Source organism: Streptomyces sp. NPDC111802 (assembly GCF_055634335.1).
Window position 1 is genome coordinate 44,550 of record NZ_JBVKCZ010000032.1, and the last position, 21,819, is coordinate 66,368.

The window sequence follows — 21,819 nt, forward strand, 5'->3', positions numbered from 1 at the left end:
ACGGCGTGCTCGGGGTCTCAGAGCACGCAACGGATGGGGAGGCAGGAACGACGGTGGCGGAACGGAGCACGGCTGCCGTCGACGTGGCAGACAACAGCGGCGACGAGCCGCTGACCGCACAGGCGGACCAGTCCACGGCCGACGGGGTGGCCAAGAATCGGGAGCGGGACACGGACATCGACGAGGCACAGGGGAGTGGCGGGACCGAAGGTCCCGGGAAGGCCTCACCGCCCGAACTGCACAGCGGTCACAAGCTCGCCAGACGCTACCGCCTGGAGGAGTGCGTCACCCGTCTGGACGGTTTCAGCAGTTGGCGTGCGGTGGACGAGAAACTCCGTCGCGCCGTGGGCGTACACCTCCTGCCCGCAGACCACGCACGCGCCCGTTCGGTTCTGGCCGCGGCCCGCTCCTCCGCGCTGCTCGGCGACCCCCGCTTCGTCCAAGTCCTCGACGCCGTGGAGGAGAACGACCTCGTCTACGTCGTCCACGAATGGCTCCCCGACGCCACCGAGCTGACGACGCTGCTCGCCCCCGGCCCGCTGGAGGTGTACGACGCCTACCAGATGGTCACCCAGGTGTCCGCCGCCATGGCCGCCGCCCACCGCGAAGGCCTGGCCCATCTGCGGCTCAACCCGAACGCCGTGCTGCGCACATCGACCGGCCAGTGGCGCATTCGCGGCCTCGCGGTGAACGCCGCGCTGCGCGGCATCGGTTCCGACACCCCGCAGCGCACCGACACGGAGGCCATCGGCGCCCTGTTGTACGCCGCGCTGACTCAGCGCTGGCCGTACGAGAGCGACGCCTACGGCCTGTCCGGGCTGCCGAAGGACGTCGGGCTGATCGCCCCGGACCAGGTGCGGGCGGGTGTCCACCGTGGGTTGTCCGAGCTCGCCATGCGCGCGCTGGCCAATGACGGCGCGACGGCCTCCCGCCACGAGTCCGCGTGCACAACCCCGGAGGAGCTCGTGAAGGCGATCGGCGAGATGCCCCGCATCCGCCCGCCGGAGCCCGCGTTCACCGCCCCGCCGGACTACCAGCGCACGACGTACCAGCAGGGCTCATACGGCCGACAGGCGCAGCATCCCGGTGTCACGCAGCCGGTGCCGGCCCCCCCGCCCCCATTGCAGAGCCGCACCGGCAAGGCCCTGAAGTGGGCCGTGTCGGCCCTTCTGATCGCCGCCCTGGGCCTCGGCAGCTGGCAGCTCGCGGACGCGCTCATGGACCAGGGCAAGTCCGACGGCACCGACCAGACGCAGACGACGGACGACAACGACAAGACAGGCGACAAGACCAGGCCGGCCAAGCCGCTCGGCATCGAGGGCGCCCAGGAGTACGTGGCCGAGGGCGACGCCCAGCATCCTGGCGACGTGGGTCTGACGTACGACGACAGCACATCAACGGGATGGCGGACCAACAGCTACAGGGACGGTCCGGAGATAGTGATCAAGCCCGGAGTCGGCATCGTCTACGACCTCGGCTCCGACCAGGAGGTGTCGACCGCGACGCTCTCCCTCCGGTACGGCGGCGATCACACCACCGTCAAGCTGTACGCCAGCGACTCTCTGGATTCGGGCACCCCGTTGAGTTCGATGAAGCAGCTGGGCGAGGCGACGACGAGCGGCACCTCTGCGAAGGTGACGGTCGACAAGCCCGTGAAGAGCCGCTACGTGCTGGTGTGGCTGACCGCCATGCCGTACTCCGGCGCCGATTCCGCCAACTACAGCCAGCCCGGCTACAAGCAGGCCATCACCAACGTGAAGTTCACCGAGTGACAGCTCACCGCATCCCAGGGGAGGGGGTCCGATGGCAGACGGCACCGCACACCGCGACGCGAGCGATCAGGACCTTCTGGCCCTGCATGTAGCCGGCGATCCCGACGCCTTCGGTGAGCTCGTGCGCCGGCACCGCGACCGACTCTGGGCGGTGGCCCTGCGGACGCTCGGGGACCGCGAGGAGGCCGCTGACGCCGTCCAGGACGCCCTCGTATCGGCCTACCGGGCCGCCCACACATTCAAGGGCCGCTCGGCCGTCACAACGTGGCTGCACCGGATCACGGTGAACGCCTGTCTGGACCGCGCCCGCAAAGCAGCCTCCCGGAAGACCTCCCCGGTGGACGACACCGAGCGCCTGGAGCAGCTGCTGGAGCCGCATGAGTCCGCCTCGGCGCCCGCGGAGCGAAACGATCTGCACCGCCAGCTGCTGGAGGCACTCGGCACACTTCCGCCCGACCAGCGGGCAGCGCTCGTTCTGGTGGACATGCAGGGCTACCCGGTCGCGGAGGCCGCTCGGGTCCTCGATGTGCCCACCGGCACGGTCAAGAGCCGATGTGCGCGTGGCAGAGCCAGACTCCTGCCCCTCCTCACGCATCTACGGCCGGAGAGAACCGGGGAGGGCAACGATCCTGGCGCGCAGCGGAACCGGACGCAGGGGACATCCGTCCCACCGGCAGCGGGTCCACGTGCCACGGGTTCACAAGCCGAGGGTGCGCGCGATACCGGTCCGAGTGATTCAGCTGCTGTGAAGGGCGGAGGTGGGCGAGCGTGACATCCACGACGGACACGGCGGGGCACCCGGACGTCGCCGAGATCTCCGACCTCACTGAGGGCCTTCTCTCTCCGACCAGGTCCGCTGATCTACGTCGGCATCTGAGCGAGTGCGAGCTGTGCGCGGACGTCCACGCATCGCTGGAGGAGATCCGGGGACTGCTCGGCACGCTGCCCGGCCCGTCGCGCATGCCCACCGATGTCGCCGAACGCATCGATGCCGCCCTTGCCGCGGAGGCTCTGCTGAGCGCCACGGCTCCCGATGACGGCGATCAGTCGAAGCTCGCCCGCGCTGCGCATTCGGTCTCGGACGTGGACGAGGGTGCGCATGTTTCACGTGAAACATCGTCTGCGGCAGAACGTCCGGTAGGGCATGCCCGCACCTCGACCACCGGCCCCGCCCGCAAGAGCCACAAGGACCGCAAGAGGGCCGGACGACGCAAGATCGCCGTCCTGAGCGCAGCATTCACGGCCGCGGCCCTGGGTCTCGGATCCGTTCTGCTCACCTCGCTCATGGGTGGTGGAGGATCCGGTCCGTCGGCCGACGGGGGGCAGACTGCCGCCGATACCTTCTCCGCGGCGAAGCTGGAGAATCAGGTCTCTGACCTTCTGGCCAAGAGCGAGAGCTCCGTGGGTAGCTCCCATAAGCCGGATCGCAGCTTGGGTATGGAAGGCGGGCCCGACACCGCGAGTCCACGGACCTTCCGCGAGATCACGGTGCCTGACTGCATCCGCAAGGGCATCGGCCGCAATGACACTGCTCTTGCTGCTGAGGAAGGCCGCTACAAGGGCAAGGACGCTCTGCTGGTCGTGCTGCCCGCTGCCTCTGATGTCAGCCGGGTCACCGCCTACGTCATGGACGCGTCCTGTGTGAAGCATCCGTCGACCGCTGAGGCAGAGGTTCTCCTGACGGACTCCTACGCGCGCCGCTGAGAGACCGGCGGTTCGTCTTCGTCTGAGGCGTCATAACCCCCGACACTGTGGCGTCACCGTGTGCCCGGACACAGTGGGAATGCGCGCCCCTTAGGATCCGTTGGGTGGGGTGAGAGTTCTGAAAGGGGCTCCCACCGGTCCGATGACGTATTCCAGAGACGAGGAATCAAGCCGTGAGCGACGTCCGTAACGTGATCATCATCGGCTCCGGGCCCGCCGGCTACACGGCGGCGCTCTACACCGCGCGCGCGTCGCTGAAGCCGCTGGTGTTCGAGGGAGCCGTCACCGCTGGCGGTGCGCTCATGAACACCACCGAGGTGGAGAACTTCCCGGGCTTCCAGGACGGCATCATGGGCCCCGAGCTCATGGACAACATGCGCGGCCAGGCCGAGCGCTTCGGAGCTGAGCTCGTCCCGGACGACATCGTCAACGTCGACCTGAGCGGTGAGATCAAGACCGTCACCGACACCGCGGGCACAGTCCACCGCGCGAAGGCGGTCATCGTCGCCACCGGCTCGCAGCACCGCAAGCTCGGCCTGCCGAACGAGGACGCGCTCTCCGGTCGCGGCGTCTCGTGGTGCGCCACCTGTGACGGCTTCTTCTTCAAGGACCAGGACATCGCCGTGATCGGTGGCGGCGACACCGCGATGGAGGAGGCAACCTTCCTCTCCCGCTTCGCCAAGTCCGTGACGGTCGTCCACCGCCGGGACACCCTGCGCGCCTCCAAGGCGATGCAGGACCGCGCCTTTGCCGACCCGAAGATCAAGTTCGTCTGGGACAGCGAGGTCGCCGAGGTCCAGGGCGACCAGAAGCTCTCCGGCCTGAAGCTGCGCAACATCAAGACCGGCGAGCTCTCGGACCTGGCGGTCACCGGCCTGTTCATCGCGATCGGCCACGACCCGCGCACCGAGCTGTTCAAGGGCCAGCTGGAGCTGGACGAGGAGGGCTACCTGAAGGTCGCCGCCCCCTCCACCCGCACCAACCTCACTGGCGTCTTCGGCGCCGGCGATGTGGTTGACCACACCTACCGCCAGGCGATCACGGCAGCCGGTACCGGCTGTTCCGCCGCTCTCGACGCCGAGCGCTTCCTCGCCGCCCTCGCGGACGAGGAGAAGGCCGAGCCCGAGAAGACCTCTGTCTGACCCCCATCCCGCCCCACGCACCAATCAGTAAAGGAGCCCGCCGTGGCCGGCACCCTGAAGCATGTGACTGACGACTCCTTCGAGCAGGACGTCCTCAAGAGCGAGAAGCCCGTCCTGGTGGACTTCTGGGCCGCGTGGTGCGGTCCGTGCCGTCAGATCGCGCCTTCCCTCGAGGCGATCGCCGCCGAGCACGGCGACAAGATCGAGATCGTCAAGCTCAACATTGACGAGAACCCGGGTACGGCCGCCAAGTACGGCGTCATGTCCATCCCGACGCTGAACGTCTACCACAACGGTGAAGTCGCCAAGACCATCGTTGGTGCGAAGCCGAAGGCCGCGATCCTCCGCGACCTCGAGGACTTCATCGCCGAGTGATGTTTCACGTGAAACACGAATGGGCCAACCCTCTCGGGTTGGCCCATTCGCTTTAGAGGGACGCGCCTCGCCCTAGAGGTAGAGGGACGCAGCACCGATCAGAGAGGCCGCAACGCCGGTTCCTTCTGCACGGCGCCCAGCAGCCGGTCGATCGCCATCTCCACGTCTTCCTTCCACGACAGCGTCGTCCGCAGTTCCAGCCGCAGGCGCGGGAAAGTGGGGTGCGGGCGAACCGTCTTGAAGCCCACCGCCAGGAGATGGTCTGCGGGCAGCACACAAGCCGGCTCTTTCCAACGCGCGTCTCCGAAGGCCTCGATCGCCTTGAAGCCTCGCCTGAGCAGATCCTTGGCAACCGTCTGCACCATCACTCGCCCCAGTCCCTGCCCTTGATAGCCCGGCATGATGAACGCCGTCATCAGCTGCACCGCGTCCGGTGAGACGGGGCTCGTGGGGAACGCGCTCGAACGCGGCACATAAGCCGGCGGTGCGTACAGCACGAAGCCGACCGGTACCTCGTCGACATAGACGACTCGACCACAGGAGCCCCAGTCCAGCAGGACGGCCGAGATCCAGGCTTCCTTCTCCAGGGCGGCTGTGCCGTCCTTTACCGCGGCCTCGCCGCTGACCGGGTCCAACTCCCAGAAGACACACGAGCGGCAGCGCTTGGGAAGGTCCGGAAGGTTGTCCAGCGTGAGCGGTACGAGCCGACGCCCCATGAAGGCTGTTCCTCGCTTCCTTCGCCCGCGGCATCGCGAGCGGCTGTCAGGGCGCTTCGTTCCCTGAGCAGGCTGCCGACGAACCCGCCGACCGCGCCCAGCCCAAGACCCGCGCTCACCAGTCCGGTGCGGCTCACCGTTCGCATGGACCCCGCCTCCCCTAAGAGGTCTGCCAGGTGGATGCGCCATTCCCGAACGCATCGTATCCACGATGTGATTCCATCGATACCGCCTGAAAGCAAAGTGCGGGCCGTGTTCCGGTACACACCGGACACGGCCCACGTGAATGGTCGGACACCAGACCCGACCGGGCGGGACTCAGTCCTCGTACTCCTCCGCGTCGTCGCCCTGAAGGCTCTTCTGAAGAGCGAGCTTCTCGCCCGGAGCGAACGTGCTGAGGATCCGCTCCAGGTCCTCCGGGGAGGCGAACTCGACGGTGATCTTGCCCTTCTTCTGACCGAGCTCGACCTTCACCCGCGTCTCGAAACGATCAGAAAGCCGGGTCGCGAGGTCCGACAGTGCCGGGGAAGGAACAGAGCCGGCACGCGGTCCCCTGGCGCGCGGGGTCTTCTGCGGCCGGGAGCCCATCAGGGTCACGATCTCTTCAACGGACCGGACGGAGAGCCCCTCGGCCACTACCCGGTAGGCGAGCCGCTCCTGCTCCTCCGGGTCCTCGACGGAGAGGAGAGCGCGCGCATGACCGGCGGAGAGCACTCCGGCAGCCACCCGGTTCTGGACCTTGGGCGAGAGCTTCAGCAGACGCAGGGTGTTGGAGACCTGGGGCCGGGAACGGCCAATGCGGTCGGCCAACTGGTCATGCGTGCAGTTGAAGTCCTTCAGCAACTGATCGTAGGCGGCGGCCTCTTCGATCGGGTTCAGCTGGGCGCGGTGCAGGTTCTCCAGCAGCGCGTCCAGGAGAAGCTTCTCGTCATCCGTGGCCCGAACGATCGCCGGGATCGCGTCGAGGCCGGCCTCACGGCAGGCCCGCCACCGCCGCTCACCCATGATGAGCTCATACCGCGCGGGGCCGATCTGCCGGACGACGATCGGCTGGAGGAGACCGACCTCCTGGATGGAGGTGACGAGTTCCTGCAGAGCGTCCTCGTCGAAGACCTCACGTGGCTGACGCGGGTTCGGTGTGATCGCGTCGAGAGGGATCTCCGCGAAGTGGGCGCCCATGGGAGCGGCGGGCGTCTCCGCTGCGCCGCTCGACGACGGCTCCTCGGTTTCATGTGAAACAGGCGGCAGCGTGGCCACCTTGGCCGCGGCCACCCCGCGGTCGGTCAGCATCGGGACACTGGCCGGGGATGCGGAAGCATTGCCTCCCATCGCAGCCGGGGGCACCGCCTTCTCGGTCGGTGCAGCAGGGATCAGTGCGCCGAGACCACGACCCAAACCCCTCCGTCGCTCGCTCACTGGATCCCCTCCACCATGCTCGGGTTGCTCTGTGCGCCGATGTGGGCGTTCGTCGGGTCATAGCTGACGCCGACACCCTTCAGCGCGATTTCTCGTGCCGCCTCAAGATAGGACAGCGCACCGCTCGATCCTGGATCGTAGGTCAGCACCGTCTGTCCATAGCTCGGCGCCTCGGAGATACGGACCGAGCGGGGAATGCTGGTCCGCAGCACCTCGTCGCCGAAGTGGCTGCGCACTTCGTCCGCAACCTGGGACGCGAGCCGCGTCCGGCCGTCGTACATGGTGAGCAGAATGGTCGAGACATGCAGGGCGGGGTTGAGGTGCCCCCGCACCAGGTCGACGTTGCGCAGCAGCTGCCCCAGGCCCTCCAGCGCGTAGTACTCGCACTGGATAGGGATCAGGACCTCCTGCCCGGCCACAAGCGCGTTGACCGTCAACAGGCCGAGCGAGGGCGGGCAGTCGATGAGGACGTAGTCCAGCGGCTGCTCATAGGCCTGGATCGCACGCTCGAGTCGGCTCTCGCGTGCCACCAGAGACACCAGCTCGATCTCCGCACCGGCGAGATCGATCGTGGCGGGGGCACAGAAGAGACCCTCGACATCAGGTACCGGCTGGACGACTTCCGCGAGCGGCCTGCTCTCGACCAACACGTCATAGATGGAAGGCACTTCGGCGTGATGGTCGATCCCCAGGGCAGTGGACGCATTGCCCTGCGGGTCGAGGTCGATGACCAGCACGCGGCCGCCATGCAGGGCAAGCGAAGCGGCAAGATTGACGGTCGTCGTCGTCTTGCCCACGCCCCCCTTCTGGTTGGCAACCACCATGACGCGGGTCTGCTCGGGCCGTGGCAGGCCCTCGCCGGCGCGGCCTAGAGCCTCCACCGCCAGTTGGGCAGCACGACCGATGGGAGTGTCGTCCATCGGGGGCGGTGTTTCACGTGAAACATCCTCCCCCATCGATTCGGTACGGGGACCGGGGACCGGATCGGTCATCGGTCCCGCGATGTTGGCGTCGGACCGCAAGGATTCACTCTCCTCGACTTCAGGCTCGCAATGAACAGAGCCTCCCATGCCTTCGGGGTCGTGAACCAGTGAGGCCTGTTGTTCTGTGGAGAAATCCACCTCTGTGGAAAACTCTGTGCCCCGCAAGGGGGACGGAGCGTCACTAGAAGGCCCTTCTCCGAGGGAACCGAGAGGCTTTCGGTCGCGAGGTTCGGCCGCGGCGCGTCCGCGACTGATGATGCCATGCAGCAGTGAGCGACGTTTCACGTGAAACACGATGCACAGCAGACGTGGCCGAACTGTCGCGACACTCCGGCATGGGTAGGTTTGCCAGCTTGTGTGGAGTACGTCTCGTCGTCAGGACGGATCAGCGCCGCCGGCGTGCACGTCCCGTACTGGCTGCCTTCGCCCGCTTGGCGGCGAAGCGCACACCACCCGGACTCTCCCCGACCTCGACGCGCACAACGGTCGACATCGGATCCACCACGCCTTCACCGACATGGAGGATCGACGTCTCCACCGCTCCCAGCTTGCTCAGAGCCGTCGCTGCGCTCTTCAGCTCCTCCTCCGCGGTGTCGCCCTTGAGCGCCAGCATCTCGCCGTACGGGCGCAGCAGCGGGATCCCCCAGGTGGCCAGCCGGTCCAGCGGAGCCACCGCACGGGCGGTCACCACATGCACCGGCGGCAGCTTCCCCATGACCTCTTCGGCCCGGCCGCGGACGACCGTCACATGGTCCAGGCCGAGCAGTTCTACGACCTCCGTCAGGAAGTTCGTACGTCGCAGGAGAGGCTCCAGCAACGTGATCTTCAGGTCCTCCCGGACCAACGCCAGCGGGACGCCGGGCAGGCCGGCTCCCGAGCCGACGTCGCACACCGTCACGCCCTCGGGAACGACCTCCGAGAGCACCGCGCAGTTCAGCAGATGCCGCTCCCACAGGCGGGGCACCTCTCGCGGGCCGATCAGGCCACGCTGCACACCCGCCTCGGCGAGCAGTTCGGCGTAGCGGACCGCATCAGCGTAGCGATCGCCGAACACCTCACGTGCCTGCTCAGGCGCAGGGGGAAGCTCCGCTGCCTCCGTCACGGGGGACCGTCCTTCCGTACCGTGCCGACACCCAGGGCGCCTGCACCAGAACCACCAGAACTAACAGGCTGACAAAGTTCGGCCCCGCCTGCGCACAGACGGGGCCGGAGGGAAACGTACGAGCCGATCAAGCGGGAAGCACGACGACGAACCGCTGCGGCTCCTCGCCCTCGGACTCGCTCCGCAGGCCCGCCGTCTTGACCGCGTCGTGCACGACCTTGCGCTCGAACGGCGTCATCGGCTTCAGCTTCACGGGCTCGCCGGTGTTCTTCACCTCAGCGGCGGCCTTGGCACCCAGCTCGGAGAGCTCGGCGCGCTTCTTGGCCCGGTAGCCGGCGATGTCCAGCATCAGCCGGCTGCGGTCGCCGGTCTCCCGGTGCACGGCCAGTCGCGTGAGCTCCTGGAGCGCCTCCAGCACCTCGCCGTCACGCCCGACCAGCTTCTGCAGGTCTCGGCCGCCCGCGTCGCTGATGATCGAGACAGCGGCGCGGTCGGCCTCGACGTCCATGTCGATGTCGCCGTCGAGATCGGCGATGTCGAGCAGACCCTCGAGGTAATCCGCCGCGATCTCGCCCTCCTGCTCCAGGCGGGTCAGGGTGTCTGCACCCTCGGCAGCGGCGGAGGTGGTGCCTTCCGTCACGGGATGGGCTCCTTCTTACTTCTTGGACGGGGACTTGGGGCGCTGCGGGCCGCCCTTGCGCTGCCCGGACTGGGCCTTGCTACGGGCGCCGCTACCGGGCTTCTGCGCGGCCTTCTTGGCAGCGCCGGGCTTGGCGTCCTCGGGCTCGTCGGACTTCTCCAACGACGTCGGCTCGTCGGCCTGCTTCGGAGCGCCGGACTGACGCTGGGCCTTGCTCTGCCGCTTCGGCTGCTGGCGCTTGGGGGCCGCGCCGGTGGTCGGCGTACCGTCCTCGGCCACGGTGGCCACGGCGGCGTCGCTCTTCACCACGGTGCCATCCGTCTGCGCCGCGAGACCGGACTTGCTCAGGGCGTTGATGAACTTGCGCTCGAACTCGTTGCGGTCGCGCCCCTTGGCGACGATGGCCCTGACGATGGCGCGCTCGCCACGGCTGCGGGTCTTGCCGTGGGTCGTGACGTGCTTGGTCAGGCGCTCCAGGTACGCGGCCTGGGCCTTGGAACCCGGGGTCGGGTTGTTGTGGATGACGTACATCTGCTGGCCCATGGTCCACACGTTGGTGGTCAGCCAGTAGACGAGGACACCGACGGGGAAGTTGATACCGAAGACGGCGAACATGACCGGGAAGACGTACATCAGCATCTTCTGCTGCTGCATGAACGGCGTCTTCACCGTGGTGTCGACGTTCTTCGTCATCAGCTGGCGCTGCGTGTAGAACTGCGACGCCGACATCAGGACGATCATGACCGCGGTGACGATGCGGACCGTGGTCAGCGAGGCGTCGAGCGCGGCGACATCGGCCGAGCTGTCGGTGAACTTCGCTGCCAGCGGGGCCCCGAAGATGTGTGCCTGCTGCGCGCTCTTCAGCAGGCTCTCGTTGATCACACCGATGGTGTCGTTATTGGCGATGCTGTTGAGCACGTGGTACAGGGCGAAGAAGAACGGCGACTGCGCCAGGATGGGAAGGCACGAGGAGAGCGGGTTGGTGCCCGTCTCCTTGTACAGCTTCATCATCTCTTCGGACTGACGCTGTTTGTCGTTCTTGTAGCGCTCCTGGATCTTCTTCATCTCGGGCTGGAGCGTCTGCATGGCCCGAGTCGCCTTGATCTGCTTCACGAAGAGCGGGATCAGGCAGATACGAATCAGAATCACCAGGGACACGATGGACAGGCCCCAGGCCCACCCTGTGTCGGCGCCGAAGATGGCGCCGTACACCGTGTGGAACTGGACGATGACCCAGGAAACGGGTGTGGTGATGAAGCTGAAGAGGCTGGCAATCGTGTCCACTAATCATGCTCCTTGGACATGGGACGGGGTCTCTGCGGCCGGGCTCGAAGGAATGTCCCCCTCGATGGCCGTTTCGGCGGCGGAGGGCCCGCCCTTCCGTGCGCGCCAAGCGTTGCGCAGCATCTCGTGCCACCGTGGGCGCCTTCGCGGCGGGACATGGTCCACACCGCCCAGCGACCACGGGTTGCACCGCAGGATGCGCCAAGCGGTGAGCGCCGTGCCCTTGATCGCACCGTGTCGGTCGATGGCCGTGTACCCGTAGTGGGAGCACGAGGGGTAGTACTTGCACACCGGCCCGAGCAGCGGACTGATCGTCCACTGGTACAGCTTGATCAGAGCCAGCAGTGGGTACTTCATCGCGCGCCCCCTCCCAGCAGCCGCTGCAGAGCGGCATCCAGGTCTCGGGCCAGCTGTGCATGGTCGGCATCACCCGCACCGGGCAACGCTCGTACGACTACCAGGCTACCGGGGGGCAGCTGGTCGACTCGGTCGCGCATCAGATGGCGAAGCCTGCGCTTCACCTTGTTGCGCACGACCGCGCCACCCACAGCCTTGCTCACGACGAAACCCGCACGCGTCGGGGGAGCGCTCTCCCCAGGCGCGTGCGGGTCCGTGGCACCGCTACGAAGGTGGACGACGAGAGTCGGGCGTCCAGCCCGGCGTCCTCGCCGTACCGCGGTCGCGAAGTCTTCGCGCCGCCTCAGCCGATGCTCGGTAGGCAGCACGACGTCATGACCTGATCAGAATCAGGAGGACAGGCTGGCGCGACCCTTGCTACGGCGGTTCGCGAGAATCGCGCGGCCGGCACGGGTACGCATCCGCAGGCGGAAGCCGTGGGTCTTCGCGCGACGACGGTTGTTCGGCTGGAAGGTGCGCTTGCTCACTCGGGGGCTCCAGAAATCAATCGGTAGTGGCGGGGTGCCGTCCTGGCTGTCACCGTGCGCCCACGAGTAGCTCGCGTTAACGCCCGAGTGCACCGCTTCCCGATCACCTGACGCGATCTGTGCCCATCGGAGGCAGGCGGCAGCAGCCATCGACAACTCGACCTGGTTACGGTACGCGCGGCTACGCCATCCGGTCAAACCAGAGGTCACTGGGAGACACTATCCACAGGCTGGGGACAACAACTTGAACCGCACCCGCCGCCCTGACTACCGTGGCTGAACTCCGATTCGTTCCCTTGTCCCCTTGATTCTGGCTCCACCCCTTTGAATCCCGACCCGTCCCACAATCACACGTTCGTGGGACCCGTGAGAGAGCGTGCCCTGTGGCTGACGTACCTGCCGATCTTGCCGCAGTGTGGCCACGCGTACTGGAGCAACTTCTCGGTGAGGGCCGAGGGCAGGGGGTCGAGGCGAAGGACGAGCACTGGATCCGACGCTGCCAGCCCCTCGCGCTGGTCGCCGACACCGCCCTGCTCGCCGTACCGAACGAATTCGCGAAGGGCGTACTGGAGGGCCGTCTCGCCCCGATCGTCAGCGAGACCCTGAGCCGGGAGTGCGGCCGCCCGATCCGGATCGCGATCACCGTCGACGACTCCGCCGGCGAGCCCCCGGCCCCCCCTGCCCCGCCCCAGCCCCGCTACGAGGAGCCCGAGCTCCCGTCGTACGAGAGCTACGGCCGCCACCGCGCCGACGACCAGCAGCCCGGCCCGTCCGCCGACCCGCTGCCCACGGCCCGGCCGGCCTACCCGGGCGAGTACCAGCGCCCCGAGCACGCCCCCGGCAGCTGGCCGCGCCCGACGCAGGACGAGTACAGCTGGCAGCAGCAGCGCCTCGGCTTCCCGGAGCGCGACCCGTACGCGTCGCCTTCACAGGACTCCTACACACAGGACTCCTACGGCTCCCCCACCCAGGACTACCGCCCGCAGGCGATGGAGCGGCCGTCCTACGACGGACACCGCCCCGACTACGAGCAGCGCCGTCCTGACTACGACCAGCGCCGACCCGACTACGAGAAGCAGCGGCCGGACTACGACCAGCCGCGCGCCGAATACGACCAGGGCCCCCGCCGGGACATGCCCGAACCGCCCGTCGGCTCCGGGCATGTGCACCGCGGCGGTCCTGTCGGTGCGGCCCTGCCGACGACCGGCGCCCCCGGGCCGCTTGCCGCGCAGCCCGCGCCGGCGCCCGGCCCCGGTGAGCCGACCGCGCGTCTGAACCCGAAGTACCTCTTCGACACGTTCGTCATCGGCGCCTCCAACCGCTTCGCGCACGCGGCCGCGGTCGCCGTCGCCGAGGCACCGGCGAAGGCGTACAACCCCCTCTTCATCTACGGGGAGTCGGGACTCGGCAAGACGCACCTGCTGCACGCGATCGGGCACTACGCGCGCAGCCTCTACCCGGGCACGAGGGTGCGGTACGTGAGCTCGGAGGAGTTCACCAACGAGTTCATCAACTCCATCCGCGACGGCAAGGGCGACAGCTTCCGCAAGCGCTACCGCGAGATGGACATCCTGCTGGTCGACGACATCCAGTTCCTCGCGGACAAGGAGTCGACACAGGAGGAGTTCTTCCACACGTTCAACACGCTCCACAACGCCAACAAGCAGATCGTGCTCTCCAGCGACCGGCCGCCGAAGCAGCTGGTCACGCTGGAGGACCGGCTGAGGAACCGTTTCGAGTGGGGTCTGATCACCGACGTCCAGCCGCCCGAGCTGGAGACGCGCATCGCGATCCTCCGTAAGAAGGCGGTCCAGGAGCAGCTCAACGCCCCGCCGGAGGTCCTGGAGTTCATCGCCTCCCGCATCTCGCGCAACATCCGCGAGCTGGAGGGCGCGCTGATCCGGGTGACGGCGTTCGCGTCGCTCAACCGGCAGCCGGTGGACCTGGGGCTGACGGAGATCGTCCTCAAGGACCTGATCCCCGGTGGCGACGACGCGACGCCGGAGATCACCTCGACGGCCATCATGGGCGCGACCGCCGACTACTTCGGGCTCACGGTCGAGGACCTGTGCGGCAGCTCGCGGGGCCGTCAGCTGGTCACGGCCCGCCAGATCGCCATGTACCTGTGCCGTGAGCTGACGGACCTGTCGCTGCCGAAGATCGGCGCGCTGTTCGGCGGCCGCGACCACACCACGGTGATGCACGCGGACCGCAAGATCCGCAATCTGATGGCCGAGCGGCGCTCCATCTACAACCAGGTCACCGAGCTCACCAACCGCATCAAGAACGGCTGACGGAGCCGACCGCAAGCGGGCCGCAGGCGCCCGTCGTACGTCGCCGAGGGCGCCCCGGGACAGGATCCCGGGGCGCCCTTCGTCATTCCGCGACCGCACACACGGACACCTTGCTGTTCGAATACCTGCCGGGTTACGGCCACTCTCCACAGATTCAGTGACTTTCTGCCGTCCACATCCTGGGGACTGGGAAGTTGTCCAGACTGTGTCCACAGGCGTCCCTGTTGAAAGACCATCAGACCAGGTCATCCGCTTGTGGATTCGTGGACGAAGGATCTCCACAGACTGTGGACAGAGAGAAGATCCACAGGCTGTGCACGAAGTTGTCCACCGGCAACCCACAGGCTGAGGCCAGTTGTCCCCAGTGATCCCCAGCTTCTCCACACCGCTGTCCACTGTTCGGCAACGCGACGCGCCTCCTCACCGTGCCGAGTGAAAGCCGTCACACGAAGATGCCGGGTTGGCCTGTGGGAAAGGTGGGTAAAGCTGGGGACGGCGTTGGGGAGAAGTCGCCTCAGGCTGTGCACGGGGTGTGCAGAACTTTCTGTTCTCCACAGATACGCCTGGTTGTCCACTGCCTTCGCCCACAGGGCCGGTGGACAAAATCTTGGCTCTGAGCTGGGAAAACGTGGTTATCCACGGTATCCACAGGCCCTACTACTACTCCCAACTAGAGAGAGCTGGGAATCCGTTTCGAAGTGGGGCCTGTGCACAACTTGCCGTCCGGCTCCCGGCTGCCCCTCGTCACGACTTGACCCCGAGAGGCACCTACTGTCAGTGGGGTGCGTCAGACTGTTCCCGGTGTCCTTCCCCTCGCTGGGGCCGACGACACCGAGACAGACGACGAAGCCAGGCAGGCCGAGAAGCGCCGGCAACAGCAGGAGGCGGCAACAGTGAAGATCCGGGTGGAACGCGACGTACTCGCGGAGGCCGTGGCCTGGGCGGCGCGCAGCCTCCCGGCCCGCCCGCCGGCGCCTGTCCTCGCCGGCCTCCTTCTCAAGGCCGACGACGGTCAGCTGAGCCTGTCCAGCTTCGACTACGAGGTCTCCGCACGGGTGAGCGTCGATGCGGAGGTCGACGAGGAGGGCACGGTCCTCGTCTCCGGCCGCCTGCTCGCCGACATCTGCCGCGCTCTCCCCAACCGCCCGGTGGAGATTTCCACAGACGGTGTACGGGCGACCGTGGTCTGCGGCTCCTCGCGCTTCACACTCCACACACTGCCTGTGGAGGAGTACCCGGCCCTGCCGCAGATGCCGAACGCCACGGGCACCGTCCCCGGCGAGGTCTTCGCCTCCGCGGCCGCCCAGGTGGCCATCGCCGCGGGCCGTGACGACACCCTGCCCGTCCTCACCGGTGTGCGCATCGAGATCGAGGGCGACACGGTGACGCTGGCGTCCACCGACCGCTACCGCTTCGCGGTCCGCGAGTTCCTGTGGAAGCCGGAGAACCCGGAGGCCTCCGCGGTCGCCTTGGTCCCCGCCAAGACGCTCCTGGACACCGCCAAGGCGCTGACCAGCGGCGACAGCGTCACGCTTGCGCTCTCGGGCTCTGGCGCCGGTGAGGGCCTGATCGGTTTCGAGGGCGCCGGCCGTCGTACGACGACCCGTCTGCTGGAGGGCGACCTCCCGAAGTACCGCACGCTGTTCCCGACGGAGTTCAACTCCGTCGCCGTGATCGAGACCGCCCCCTTCGTGGAGGCCGTCAAGCGCGTGGCCCTGGTCGCCGAGCGCAACACCCCGGTGCGGCTGAGCTTCGAGCAGGGCGTGCTGATCCTCGAGGCCGGTTCCAGCGACGACGCACAGGCTGTGGAAAGGGTCGACGCCCAGCTGGAGGGCGACGACATCTCGATCGCCTTCAACCCGACCTTCCTGCTGGACGGTCTGAGCGCCATCGACTCCCCGGTGGCCCAGCTGTCGTTCACGACGTCCACCAAGCCCGCGCTGCTGAGCGGCAAGCCGGCGCTGGACGCCGAGGCGGACGAGGCCTACAAGTACCTGATCATGCCGGTGCGTCTGAGCGGCTGACGTCGTCCACAGGGGTCGGGGGTCCGGTGGACTTCCGAGCCCGTTCGGCCGGGCGGACGAGCCCCGGAGCGGGTCGTCGTCCACAGTCCCGCCGACCCTGTGGGTATCGGCTCCACCGGTGAAGCCGCAGGTGAGGGTGTACGTCTGAGCGCGTATGCCCACGGATGTGCGCGTGCGTCCGGGTTTAGGCTCGGACGTCGGTACGAATGTGCCTCACACGCCACAGCAACCTAAGGAACAACTCTGATGGAGCTCGGTCTCGTCGGCCTCGGCAAGATGGGCGGCAACATGCGCGAGCGGATCCGTCGCGCGGGCCACACCGTCGTCGGATACGACCGCAACCCCGACCTCGTGGATGTCCACAGCCTGGAAGAGCTTGTGGGCAAGCTTCCGGGCCCGCGGGTGATCTGGGTGATGGTCCCGGCCGGCGCCCCGACCCAGTCGACCGTCGACGAGCTGGCCGAGCTCCTGGAGCCCGGTGACGTCGTCGTGGACGGTGGCAACTCGCGCTGGACGGACGACGAGAGGCACGCCGAGGAGCTGGCGGCCAAGGGCATCGGGTTCGTCGACTGCGGCGTCTCCGGTGGCGTATGGGGCCTGGAGAACGGCTATGCGCTGATGTACGGCGGCGACGCGGAGAACGTCGCCAAGGTGCAGCCGATATTCGACGCCCTCAAGCCGGAGGGCGACTTCGGTGCGGTGCACGCCGGCAAGGTCGGCGCGGGGCACTTCGCGAAGATGGTCCACAACGGCATCGAGTACGCGATGATGCAGGCCTACGCCGAGGGCTGGGAGCTGCTGGAGAAGGTCGACTCCGTGACCGACGTCCGGGAGGTCTTCCGCTCCTGGCAGGAGGGCACGGTCATCCGCTCCTGGCTGCTGGACCTCGCGGTGAACGCCCTGGACGAGGACGAGCACCTGGACAGGCTCAGGGGTTTTGCACAGGACTCCGGTGAGGGACGCTGGACTGTGGAAGCCGCCATCGACCACGCGGTGCCGCTGCCGGCGATCACCGCGTCGCTGTTCGCGCGGTTCGCGTCCCGCCAGGACGACTCGCCGCAGATGAAGATGATCGCGGCGCTGCGGAACCAGTTCGGCGGCCACGCGGTCGAGAAGAAGTGACCGGCGGGGCAGAAGTGCCCGCCGGAGACGAGAAGAAGTAATCCACACCCTGGGGATGGCACCCTGGCACCCTCGGGAGTGACCCGGTTGTCCACAACTGGGGAAAGTCGAACCACATGTTGGGGGAGGTCGGCGAACGACCATGCACGTCACGCATCTGTCGCTGGCCGACTTCCGCTCGTACGCCCGGGTCGAAGTTCCGCTCGACCCGGGCGTCACCGCCTTCGTCGGTCCCAACGGCCAGGGCAAGACCAACCTCGTCGAGGCCGTCGGCTATCTCGCCACCCTCGGCAGCCATCGCGTCGCCTCCGACGCCCCCCTGGTCCGCATGGGCGCCGACCGGGCGGTCATCCGGGCGCAGGTGCGGCAGGGCGACCGGCAGCAGCTGGTCGAGCTGGAGCTGAACCCCGGCAAGGCCAACCGCGCCCGCATCAATAGATCCTCGCAGGTCAAGCCCCGTGACGTGCTCGGCATCGTGCGGACGGTCCTGTTCGCGCCGGAGGATCTCGCGCTGGTCAAGGGCGACCCCGGCGAGCGGCGCCGCTTCCTCGACGAGCTGATCACCGCCCGCTCCCCGCGCATGGCCGGTGTGCGCTCCGACTACGAGCGCGTCCTCAAGCAGCGCAACACCCTGCTGAAGTCGGCCGCGCTGGCGAGAAGGCACGGCGGACGCTCCATGGACCTGTCCACCCTCGACGTCTGGGACCAGCACCTCGCGCGCGTGGGCGCCGAGTTGCTCGCCCAGCGCCTCGACCTGATCGCGGCGATCCAGCCGCTGGCCGACAAGGCGTACGAGCAGCTGGCGCCCGGCGGCGGTCCCGTCGCCCTCGACTACAAGCCGTCGGCTCCCGGTGAGGCGCACACGCGCGAGGACCTCTTCGAGCAGCTGATGGCGGCGCTCGCCGAGGCCCGTAAGCAGGAGATCGAGCGCGGTGTCACGCTCGTGGGCCCGCATCGGGACGATCTGCTTCTCAAACTCGGTCAGCTGCCTGCCAAGGGATACGCCTCCCACGGGGAGTCCTGGTCCTACGCGCTGGCGCTGCGCCTGGCGTCGTACGACCTGCTCAGGGCCGAGGGCAACGAACCGGTGCTGGTCCTCGACGACGTCTTCGCCGAGCTGGACACCCGCCGCCGCGAGCGCCTGGCCGAGCTGGTCGCGCCCGGCGAGCAGGTCCTGGTGACGGCCGCGGTCGACGACGACGTACCGCACGTGCTGTCCGGGGCGCGGTACTCGGTGTCCGAGGGGGCGGTGGAGCGCGTATGAGCGAGAACCCGTCCGGGGACACCCCCGCGCCCAAGAAGACCCCCGAGCCCTCCGGCGTCGACCTCGCACGCGTGGCGCTGAGGGCGGCCAAGGAACAGGCACGCGCGCGTGGCGACGCGGCACGGCAGAAGAAGCAGGCGCGGCGCGGCGGCCTGCGCTCCGGGGCGCGCGCCGACGGCCGCGATCCCCTGGCGCTCGGTGCCGCCATTAACCGCTTGATCACCGAGCGCGGTTGGGAGACCCCGGCCGCGGTGGGCGGTGTGATGGGGCGCTGGCCGCAGATCGTCGGCGACGACGTGGCCAAGCACTGCGTGCCGGAGAAGTACGACGAGGACGAGCGGGTCCTGGTCGTGCGCTGCGACTCGACGGCGTGGGCGACGAACCTGCGGCTGCTCGCCCCGACGCTGGTCGCCCGCCTCAACGAGGACCTCGGGCATGGCGCCGTGCGTCAGATCAGGGTGCAGGGCCCAGGCGGCCCCGCCCGCCGTTACGGCCCTCTGCGCGCGCCCGGCAGCACGGGGCCCGGCGACACCTACGGGTGACCGCGTCGGCCTGGCCGTGACGGGTTCGCCGCGCCTGCCGCGCCGCCGTCACAGCAGTCCCTGAAGCCCCGCCAGCCACAGGTGACCGACATCACACCACCCGTCGCCGGTGGTCACGAAGTGCCGTCGGTGACCTGCTCGTCGTACACCCGCACGCGGTTGCGAATCGCGACCTGACTCCGAAGTAGCCAAGGGTTGACGGCCGGAAGCGCTGAGTGGCTCTGTGAGCCTCTTGGAGCCCCCATCCGCATATCGGGAGTCGGAAGAGGCAGGTTCAGGGCGGCACATGCGGACTCAGGTACCGGCAAACCCCCATCACTGTCGGCGCTACCGGTAGACTGGAGCCCAATCCCGCCCCAATCGTGGGGACCGTCCGGGAAAAGCTGAGCAACGCTGATCAAGGCTTACCAACGCAACATGCCGCAGCCGCTCCGGCAACCCGCCGACGAGCCTGGCTCGTGCTGTGCCAGAAAGGGCGCTTCGTGGCCGATTCCGGCAACCCCAACGAGAACATCCCGTCCACCGAAGCCGGCGCCAACGGCGCGGTGACCCCGTCGAACGGCGAGGTCACCGCCTCGTACGACGCCAGCGCCATCACCGTCCTCGAGGGTCTGGACGCGGTCCGCAAGCGACCCGGCATGTACATCGGCTCGACCGGTGAGCGTGGACTCCACCACCTGGTGCAGGAGGTCGTCGACAACTCCGTCGACGAGGCGCTGGCCGGGCACGCGGACACGATCGACGTGACGATCCTCGCCGACGGTGGCGTACGGGTCGTGGACAACGGCCGTGGCATCCCGGTCGGCATCGTCCCCTCCGAGGGCAAGCCGGCCGTCGAGGTGGTGCTGACGGTCCTGCACGCGGGCGGAAAGTTCGGGGGCGGCGGTTACGCGGTCTCCGGCGGTCTGCACGGCGTGGGTGTCTCCGTCGTGAACGCTCTGTCGACCAAGGTCTCCGTCGAGATCAAGACCGACGGCTACCGGTGGACGCAGGACTACAAGTTGGGCGTCCCGACGGCCCCGCTTGCCAAGCACGAGGCCACGGACGAGCACGGCACCTCGGTCACCTTCTGGGCCGACCCGGACATCTTCGAGACCACCGAGTACTCCTTCGAGACGCTCTCCCGGCGCTTCCAGGAGATGGCGTTCCTCAACAAGGGGCTGCGCATCAACCTCACCGACGAGCGCGAGTCGGCGAAGGCCACCGCCGGTGCGGACGAGGCGGGCGAGGACGAGAAGCACGAGGTCAAGACGGTCTCGTACCACTACGAGGGCGGCATCGTCGACTTCGTGAAGTACCTCAACTCCCGCAAGGGAGAAGTGGTGCACCCCACCGTGATCGACCTTGAGGCCGAGGACAAGGACAAGAGCCTGTCCCTCGAGCTCGCGATGCAGTGGAACGGCGGTTACAGCGAGGGTGTGTACTCCTTCGCCAACATCATCCACACGCACGAGGGCGGTACGCACGAGGAGGGCTTCCGTGCGGCGCTGACCTCGCTGATCAACAAGTACGCGCGCGACAAGAAGCTGCTGCGCGAGAAGGACGACAACCTCACGGGTGACGACATCCGCGAGGGTCTGACCGCGATCATCTCGGTGAAGCTGAGCGAGCCGCAGTTCGAGGGCCAGACCAAGACCAAGCTGGGCAACACCGAGGTGAAGACCTTCGTCCAGAAGGTCGTCTACGAGCACCTCGCGGACTGGCTGGACCGCAACCCGAACGAGGCTGTGGACATCATCCGCAAGGGCATCCAGGCGGCCACCGCGCGCGTGGCGGCCCGCAAGGCCCGTGACCTGACGCGTCGCAAGGGCCTGCTGGAGACCGCGTCCCTGCCCGGCAAGCTCTCCGACTGCCAGTCGAACGACCCCATCAAGTGCGAGATCTTCATCGTCGAGGGTGACTCCGCCGGCGGCTCGGCCAAGTCCGGCCGTAACCCCGAGTACCAGGCGATCCTCCCGATCCGCGGCAAGATCCTCAACGTGGAGAAGGCCAGGATCGACAAGATCCTGCAGAACCAGGAGATCCAGGCGCTGATCTCGGCCTTCGGTACCGGCGTCCACGAGGACTTCGACATCGAGAAGCTGCGCTATCACAAGATCATCCTGATGGCGGACGCCGATGTCGACGGCCAGCACATCAACACCCTGCTGCTGACCTTCCTGTTCCGCTTCATGCGGCCGTTGGTCGAGGCCGGGCACGTGTTCCTGTCCCGTCCCCCGCTCTACAAGATCAAGTGGGGCCGGGACGAGGTCGAGTACGCGTACTCCGACCGCGAGCGCGACGCGCTGCTCGAGATGGGCCGTCAGCGCGGCAAGCGCGTCCGCGAGGACTCGATCCAGCGCTTCAAGGGTCTCGGCGAGATGAACGCCGAGGAGCTGCGCATCACGACCATGGACCAGGAGCACCGCGTCCTCGGCCAGGTCACCCTCGACGACGCCGCCCAGGCCGACGACCTGTTCTCGGTCCTCATGGGCGAGGACGTCGAGGCCCGTCGCCAGTTCATCCAGCGCAACGCCAAGGACGTCCGCTTCCTCGACATCTGAGTCGGTCTCAGC

At 67.8% G+C, this 21,819-nt stretch carries 20 protein-coding genes; 11 read left to right on the forward strand and 9 right to left on the reverse strand.

What is annotated here, in order from left to right; all coding sequences use genetic code 11:
- Positions 1-53: 53 nt before the first annotated feature.
- The 5 genes from ACZ7NC_RS30545 (at position 54) to trxA (ending at position 4,993) form a co-directional block, all read left to right on the forward strand.
- Positions 54-1,772, forward strand: a complete 1,719-nt coding sequence (locus ACZ7NC_RS30545) for a protein kinase family protein (protein ID WP_471492726.1) — start codon at positions 54-56, stop codon at positions 1,770-1,772.
- 31 nt (positions 1,773-1,803) lie between these two features.
- Complete coding sequence (gene sigM / locus ACZ7NC_RS30550; RefSeq protein ID WP_471492727.1) at positions 1,804-2,544, forward strand: RNA polymerase sigma factor SigM; 741 nt, start codon at positions 1,804-1,806, stop codon at positions 2,542-2,544.
- A complete protein-coding gene (locus ACZ7NC_RS30555) occupies positions 2,541-3,476 on the forward strand; it encodes an anti-sigma factor (protein ID WP_471492728.1) in 936 nt (311 codons plus the stop codon). Before sigM ends, ACZ7NC_RS30555 begins: the two co-directional genes overlap by 4 nt.
- Positions 3,477-3,649: 173 nt before the next feature.
- Positions 3,650-4,618 carry a thioredoxin-disulfide reductase gene (trxB, locus tag ACZ7NC_RS30560; protein ID WP_471492729.1) on the forward strand — a complete coding sequence of 323 codons (969 nt, stop codon included), beginning with the start codon at positions 3,650-3,652 and terminating at the stop codon, positions 4,616-4,618.
- A gap of 42 nt (positions 4,619-4,660) precedes the next feature.
- Positions 4,661-4,993 carry a thioredoxin gene (gene trxA / locus ACZ7NC_RS30565; protein ID WP_471492730.1) on the forward strand — a complete coding sequence of 111 codons (333 nt, stop codon included), beginning with the start codon at positions 4,661-4,663 and terminating at the stop codon, positions 4,991-4,993.
- 98 nt (positions 4,994-5,091) lie between these two features.
- On the opposite strand, the gene ACZ7NC_RS30570 is transcribed toward trxA, so the two are convergent.
- The 9 genes from ACZ7NC_RS30570 to rpmH all read right to left on the reverse strand — a co-directional run bounded on the left by ACZ7NC_RS30570 (position 5,092) and on the right by rpmH (position 12,018).
- Complete coding sequence (locus ACZ7NC_RS30570; protein ID WP_471492731.1) at positions 5,092-5,709, reverse strand: GNAT family N-acetyltransferase; 618 nt, start codon at positions 5,707-5,709, stop codon at positions 5,092-5,094.
- A gap of 318 nt (positions 5,710-6,027) precedes the next feature.
- Positions 6,028-7,125 carry a ParB/RepB/Spo0J family partition protein gene (locus ACZ7NC_RS30575; RefSeq protein WP_471492732.1) on the reverse strand — a complete coding sequence of 366 codons (1,098 nt, stop codon included), beginning with the start codon at positions 7,123-7,125 and terminating at the stop codon, positions 6,028-6,030.
- Positions 7,122-8,195, reverse strand: coding sequence for a ParA family protein (locus ACZ7NC_RS30580; RefSeq protein ID WP_471492791.1), 1,074 nt, complete (start codon positions 8,193-8,195; stop codon positions 7,122-7,124). Before ACZ7NC_RS30580 ends, ACZ7NC_RS30575 begins: the two co-directional genes overlap by 4 nt.
- 298 nt (positions 8,196-8,493) lie before the next feature.
- A complete protein-coding gene (gene rsmG, locus ACZ7NC_RS30585; RefSeq protein ID WP_471492733.1) occupies positions 8,494-9,210 on the reverse strand; it encodes a 16S rRNA (guanine(527)-N(7))-methyltransferase RsmG in 717 nt (238 codons plus the stop codon).
- A gap of 127 nt (positions 9,211-9,337) precedes the next feature.
- Positions 9,338-9,850 (reverse strand): Jag family protein, encoded by a 513-nt coding sequence (locus ACZ7NC_RS30590; protein ID WP_393455640.1) that lies wholly within the window; start codon positions 9,848-9,850, stop codon positions 9,338-9,340.
- Between the two features lie 15 nt (positions 9,851-9,865).
- A complete protein-coding gene (gene yidC, locus ACZ7NC_RS30595; RefSeq protein WP_471492734.1) occupies positions 9,866-11,134 on the reverse strand; it encodes a membrane protein insertase YidC in 1,269 nt (422 codons plus the stop codon).
- 3 nt (positions 11,135-11,137) lie between these two features.
- Positions 11,138-11,491, reverse strand: coding sequence for a membrane protein insertion efficiency factor YidD (gene yidD / locus ACZ7NC_RS30600; RefSeq protein ID WP_471492735.1), 354 nt, complete (start codon positions 11,489-11,491; stop codon positions 11,138-11,140).
- Positions 11,488-11,859, reverse strand: coding sequence for a ribonuclease P protein component (rnpA, locus tag ACZ7NC_RS30605; protein ID WP_148000334.1), 372 nt, complete (start codon positions 11,857-11,859; stop codon positions 11,488-11,490). Before rnpA ends, yidD begins: the two co-directional genes overlap by 4 nt.
- Before the next feature lie 21 nt (positions 11,860-11,880).
- Positions 11,881-12,018 (reverse strand): 50S ribosomal protein L34, encoded by a 138-nt coding sequence (gene rpmH, locus ACZ7NC_RS30610; RefSeq protein WP_471492736.1) that lies wholly within the window; start codon positions 12,016-12,018, stop codon positions 11,881-11,883.
- 383 nt (positions 12,019-12,401) lie between these two features.
- Between rpmH and dnaA the strand changes: the two genes are divergently transcribed.
- The 6 genes from dnaA (at position 12,402) to gyrB (ending at position 21,807) form a co-directional block, all read left to right on the forward strand.
- Positions 12,402-14,312 (forward strand): chromosomal replication initiator protein DnaA, encoded by a 1,911-nt coding sequence (gene dnaA / locus ACZ7NC_RS30615; protein WP_471492737.1) that lies wholly within the window; start codon positions 12,402-12,404, stop codon positions 14,310-14,312.
- A gap of 893 nt (positions 14,313-15,205) precedes the next feature.
- Complete coding sequence (dnaN, locus tag ACZ7NC_RS30620; RefSeq protein ID WP_471492792.1) at positions 15,206-16,336, forward strand: DNA polymerase III subunit beta; 1,131 nt, start codon at positions 15,206-15,208, stop codon at positions 16,334-16,336.
- Positions 16,337-16,582: 246 nt separating this feature from the next.
- Positions 16,583-17,458, forward strand: coding sequence for a phosphogluconate dehydrogenase (NAD(+)-dependent, decarboxylating) (gene gnd, locus ACZ7NC_RS30625; RefSeq protein ID WP_471492738.1), 876 nt, complete (start codon positions 16,583-16,585; stop codon positions 17,456-17,458).
- A gap of 142 nt (positions 17,459-17,600) precedes the next feature.
- Positions 17,601-18,722 (forward strand): DNA replication/repair protein RecF, encoded by a 1,122-nt coding sequence (recF, locus tag ACZ7NC_RS30630; RefSeq protein ID WP_471492739.1) that lies wholly within the window; start codon positions 17,601-17,603, stop codon positions 18,720-18,722.
- Positions 18,719-19,264, forward strand: a complete 546-nt coding sequence (locus ACZ7NC_RS30635) for a DciA family protein (protein ID WP_471492740.1) — start codon at positions 18,719-18,721, stop codon at positions 19,262-19,264. The genes recF and ACZ7NC_RS30635 overlap by 4 nt, the downstream gene beginning before the upstream one ends.
- Positions 19,265-19,746: 482 nt before the next feature.
- Entirely contained in the window at positions 19,747-21,807 is a 2,061-nt protein-coding gene (gyrB, locus tag ACZ7NC_RS30640) for a DNA topoisomerase (ATP-hydrolyzing) subunit B (protein ID WP_471492741.1), read from the forward strand.
- Positions 21,808-21,819 lie beyond the last annotated feature (12 nt).

What these genes read in the sequence shown, in the direction of transcription:
- gnd (WP_471492738.1), top strand. Translation starts at nt 16,583, where the DNA reads ATGGAGCTCGGTCTCGTCGGCCTCGGCAAGATGGGCGGCAACATGCGC.
- ACZ7NC_RS30570 (WP_471492731.1), bottom strand. Translation starts at nt 5,709, where the DNA reads ATGGGGCGTCGGCTCGTACCGCTCACGCTGGACAACCTTCCGGACCTT.
- ACZ7NC_RS30580 (WP_471492791.1), bottom strand. Translation starts at nt 8,195, where the DNA reads ATGGGAGGCTCTGTTCATTGCGAGCCTGAAGTCGAGGAGAGTGAATCC.
- yidD (WP_471492735.1), bottom strand. Translation starts at nt 11,491, where the DNA reads ATGAAGTACCCACTGCTGGCTCTGATCAAGCTGTACCAGTGGACGATC.
- sigM (WP_471492727.1), top strand. Translation starts at nt 1,804, where the DNA reads ATGGCAGACGGCACCGCACACCGCGACGCGAGCGATCAGGACCTTCTG.
- recF (WP_471492739.1), top strand. Translation starts at nt 17,601, where the DNA reads ATGCACGTCACGCATCTGTCGCTGGCCGACTTCCGCTCGTACGCCCGG.
- ACZ7NC_RS30635 (WP_471492740.1), top strand. Translation starts at nt 18,719, where the DNA reads ATGAGCGAGAACCCGTCCGGGGACACCCCCGCGCCCAAGAAGACCCCC.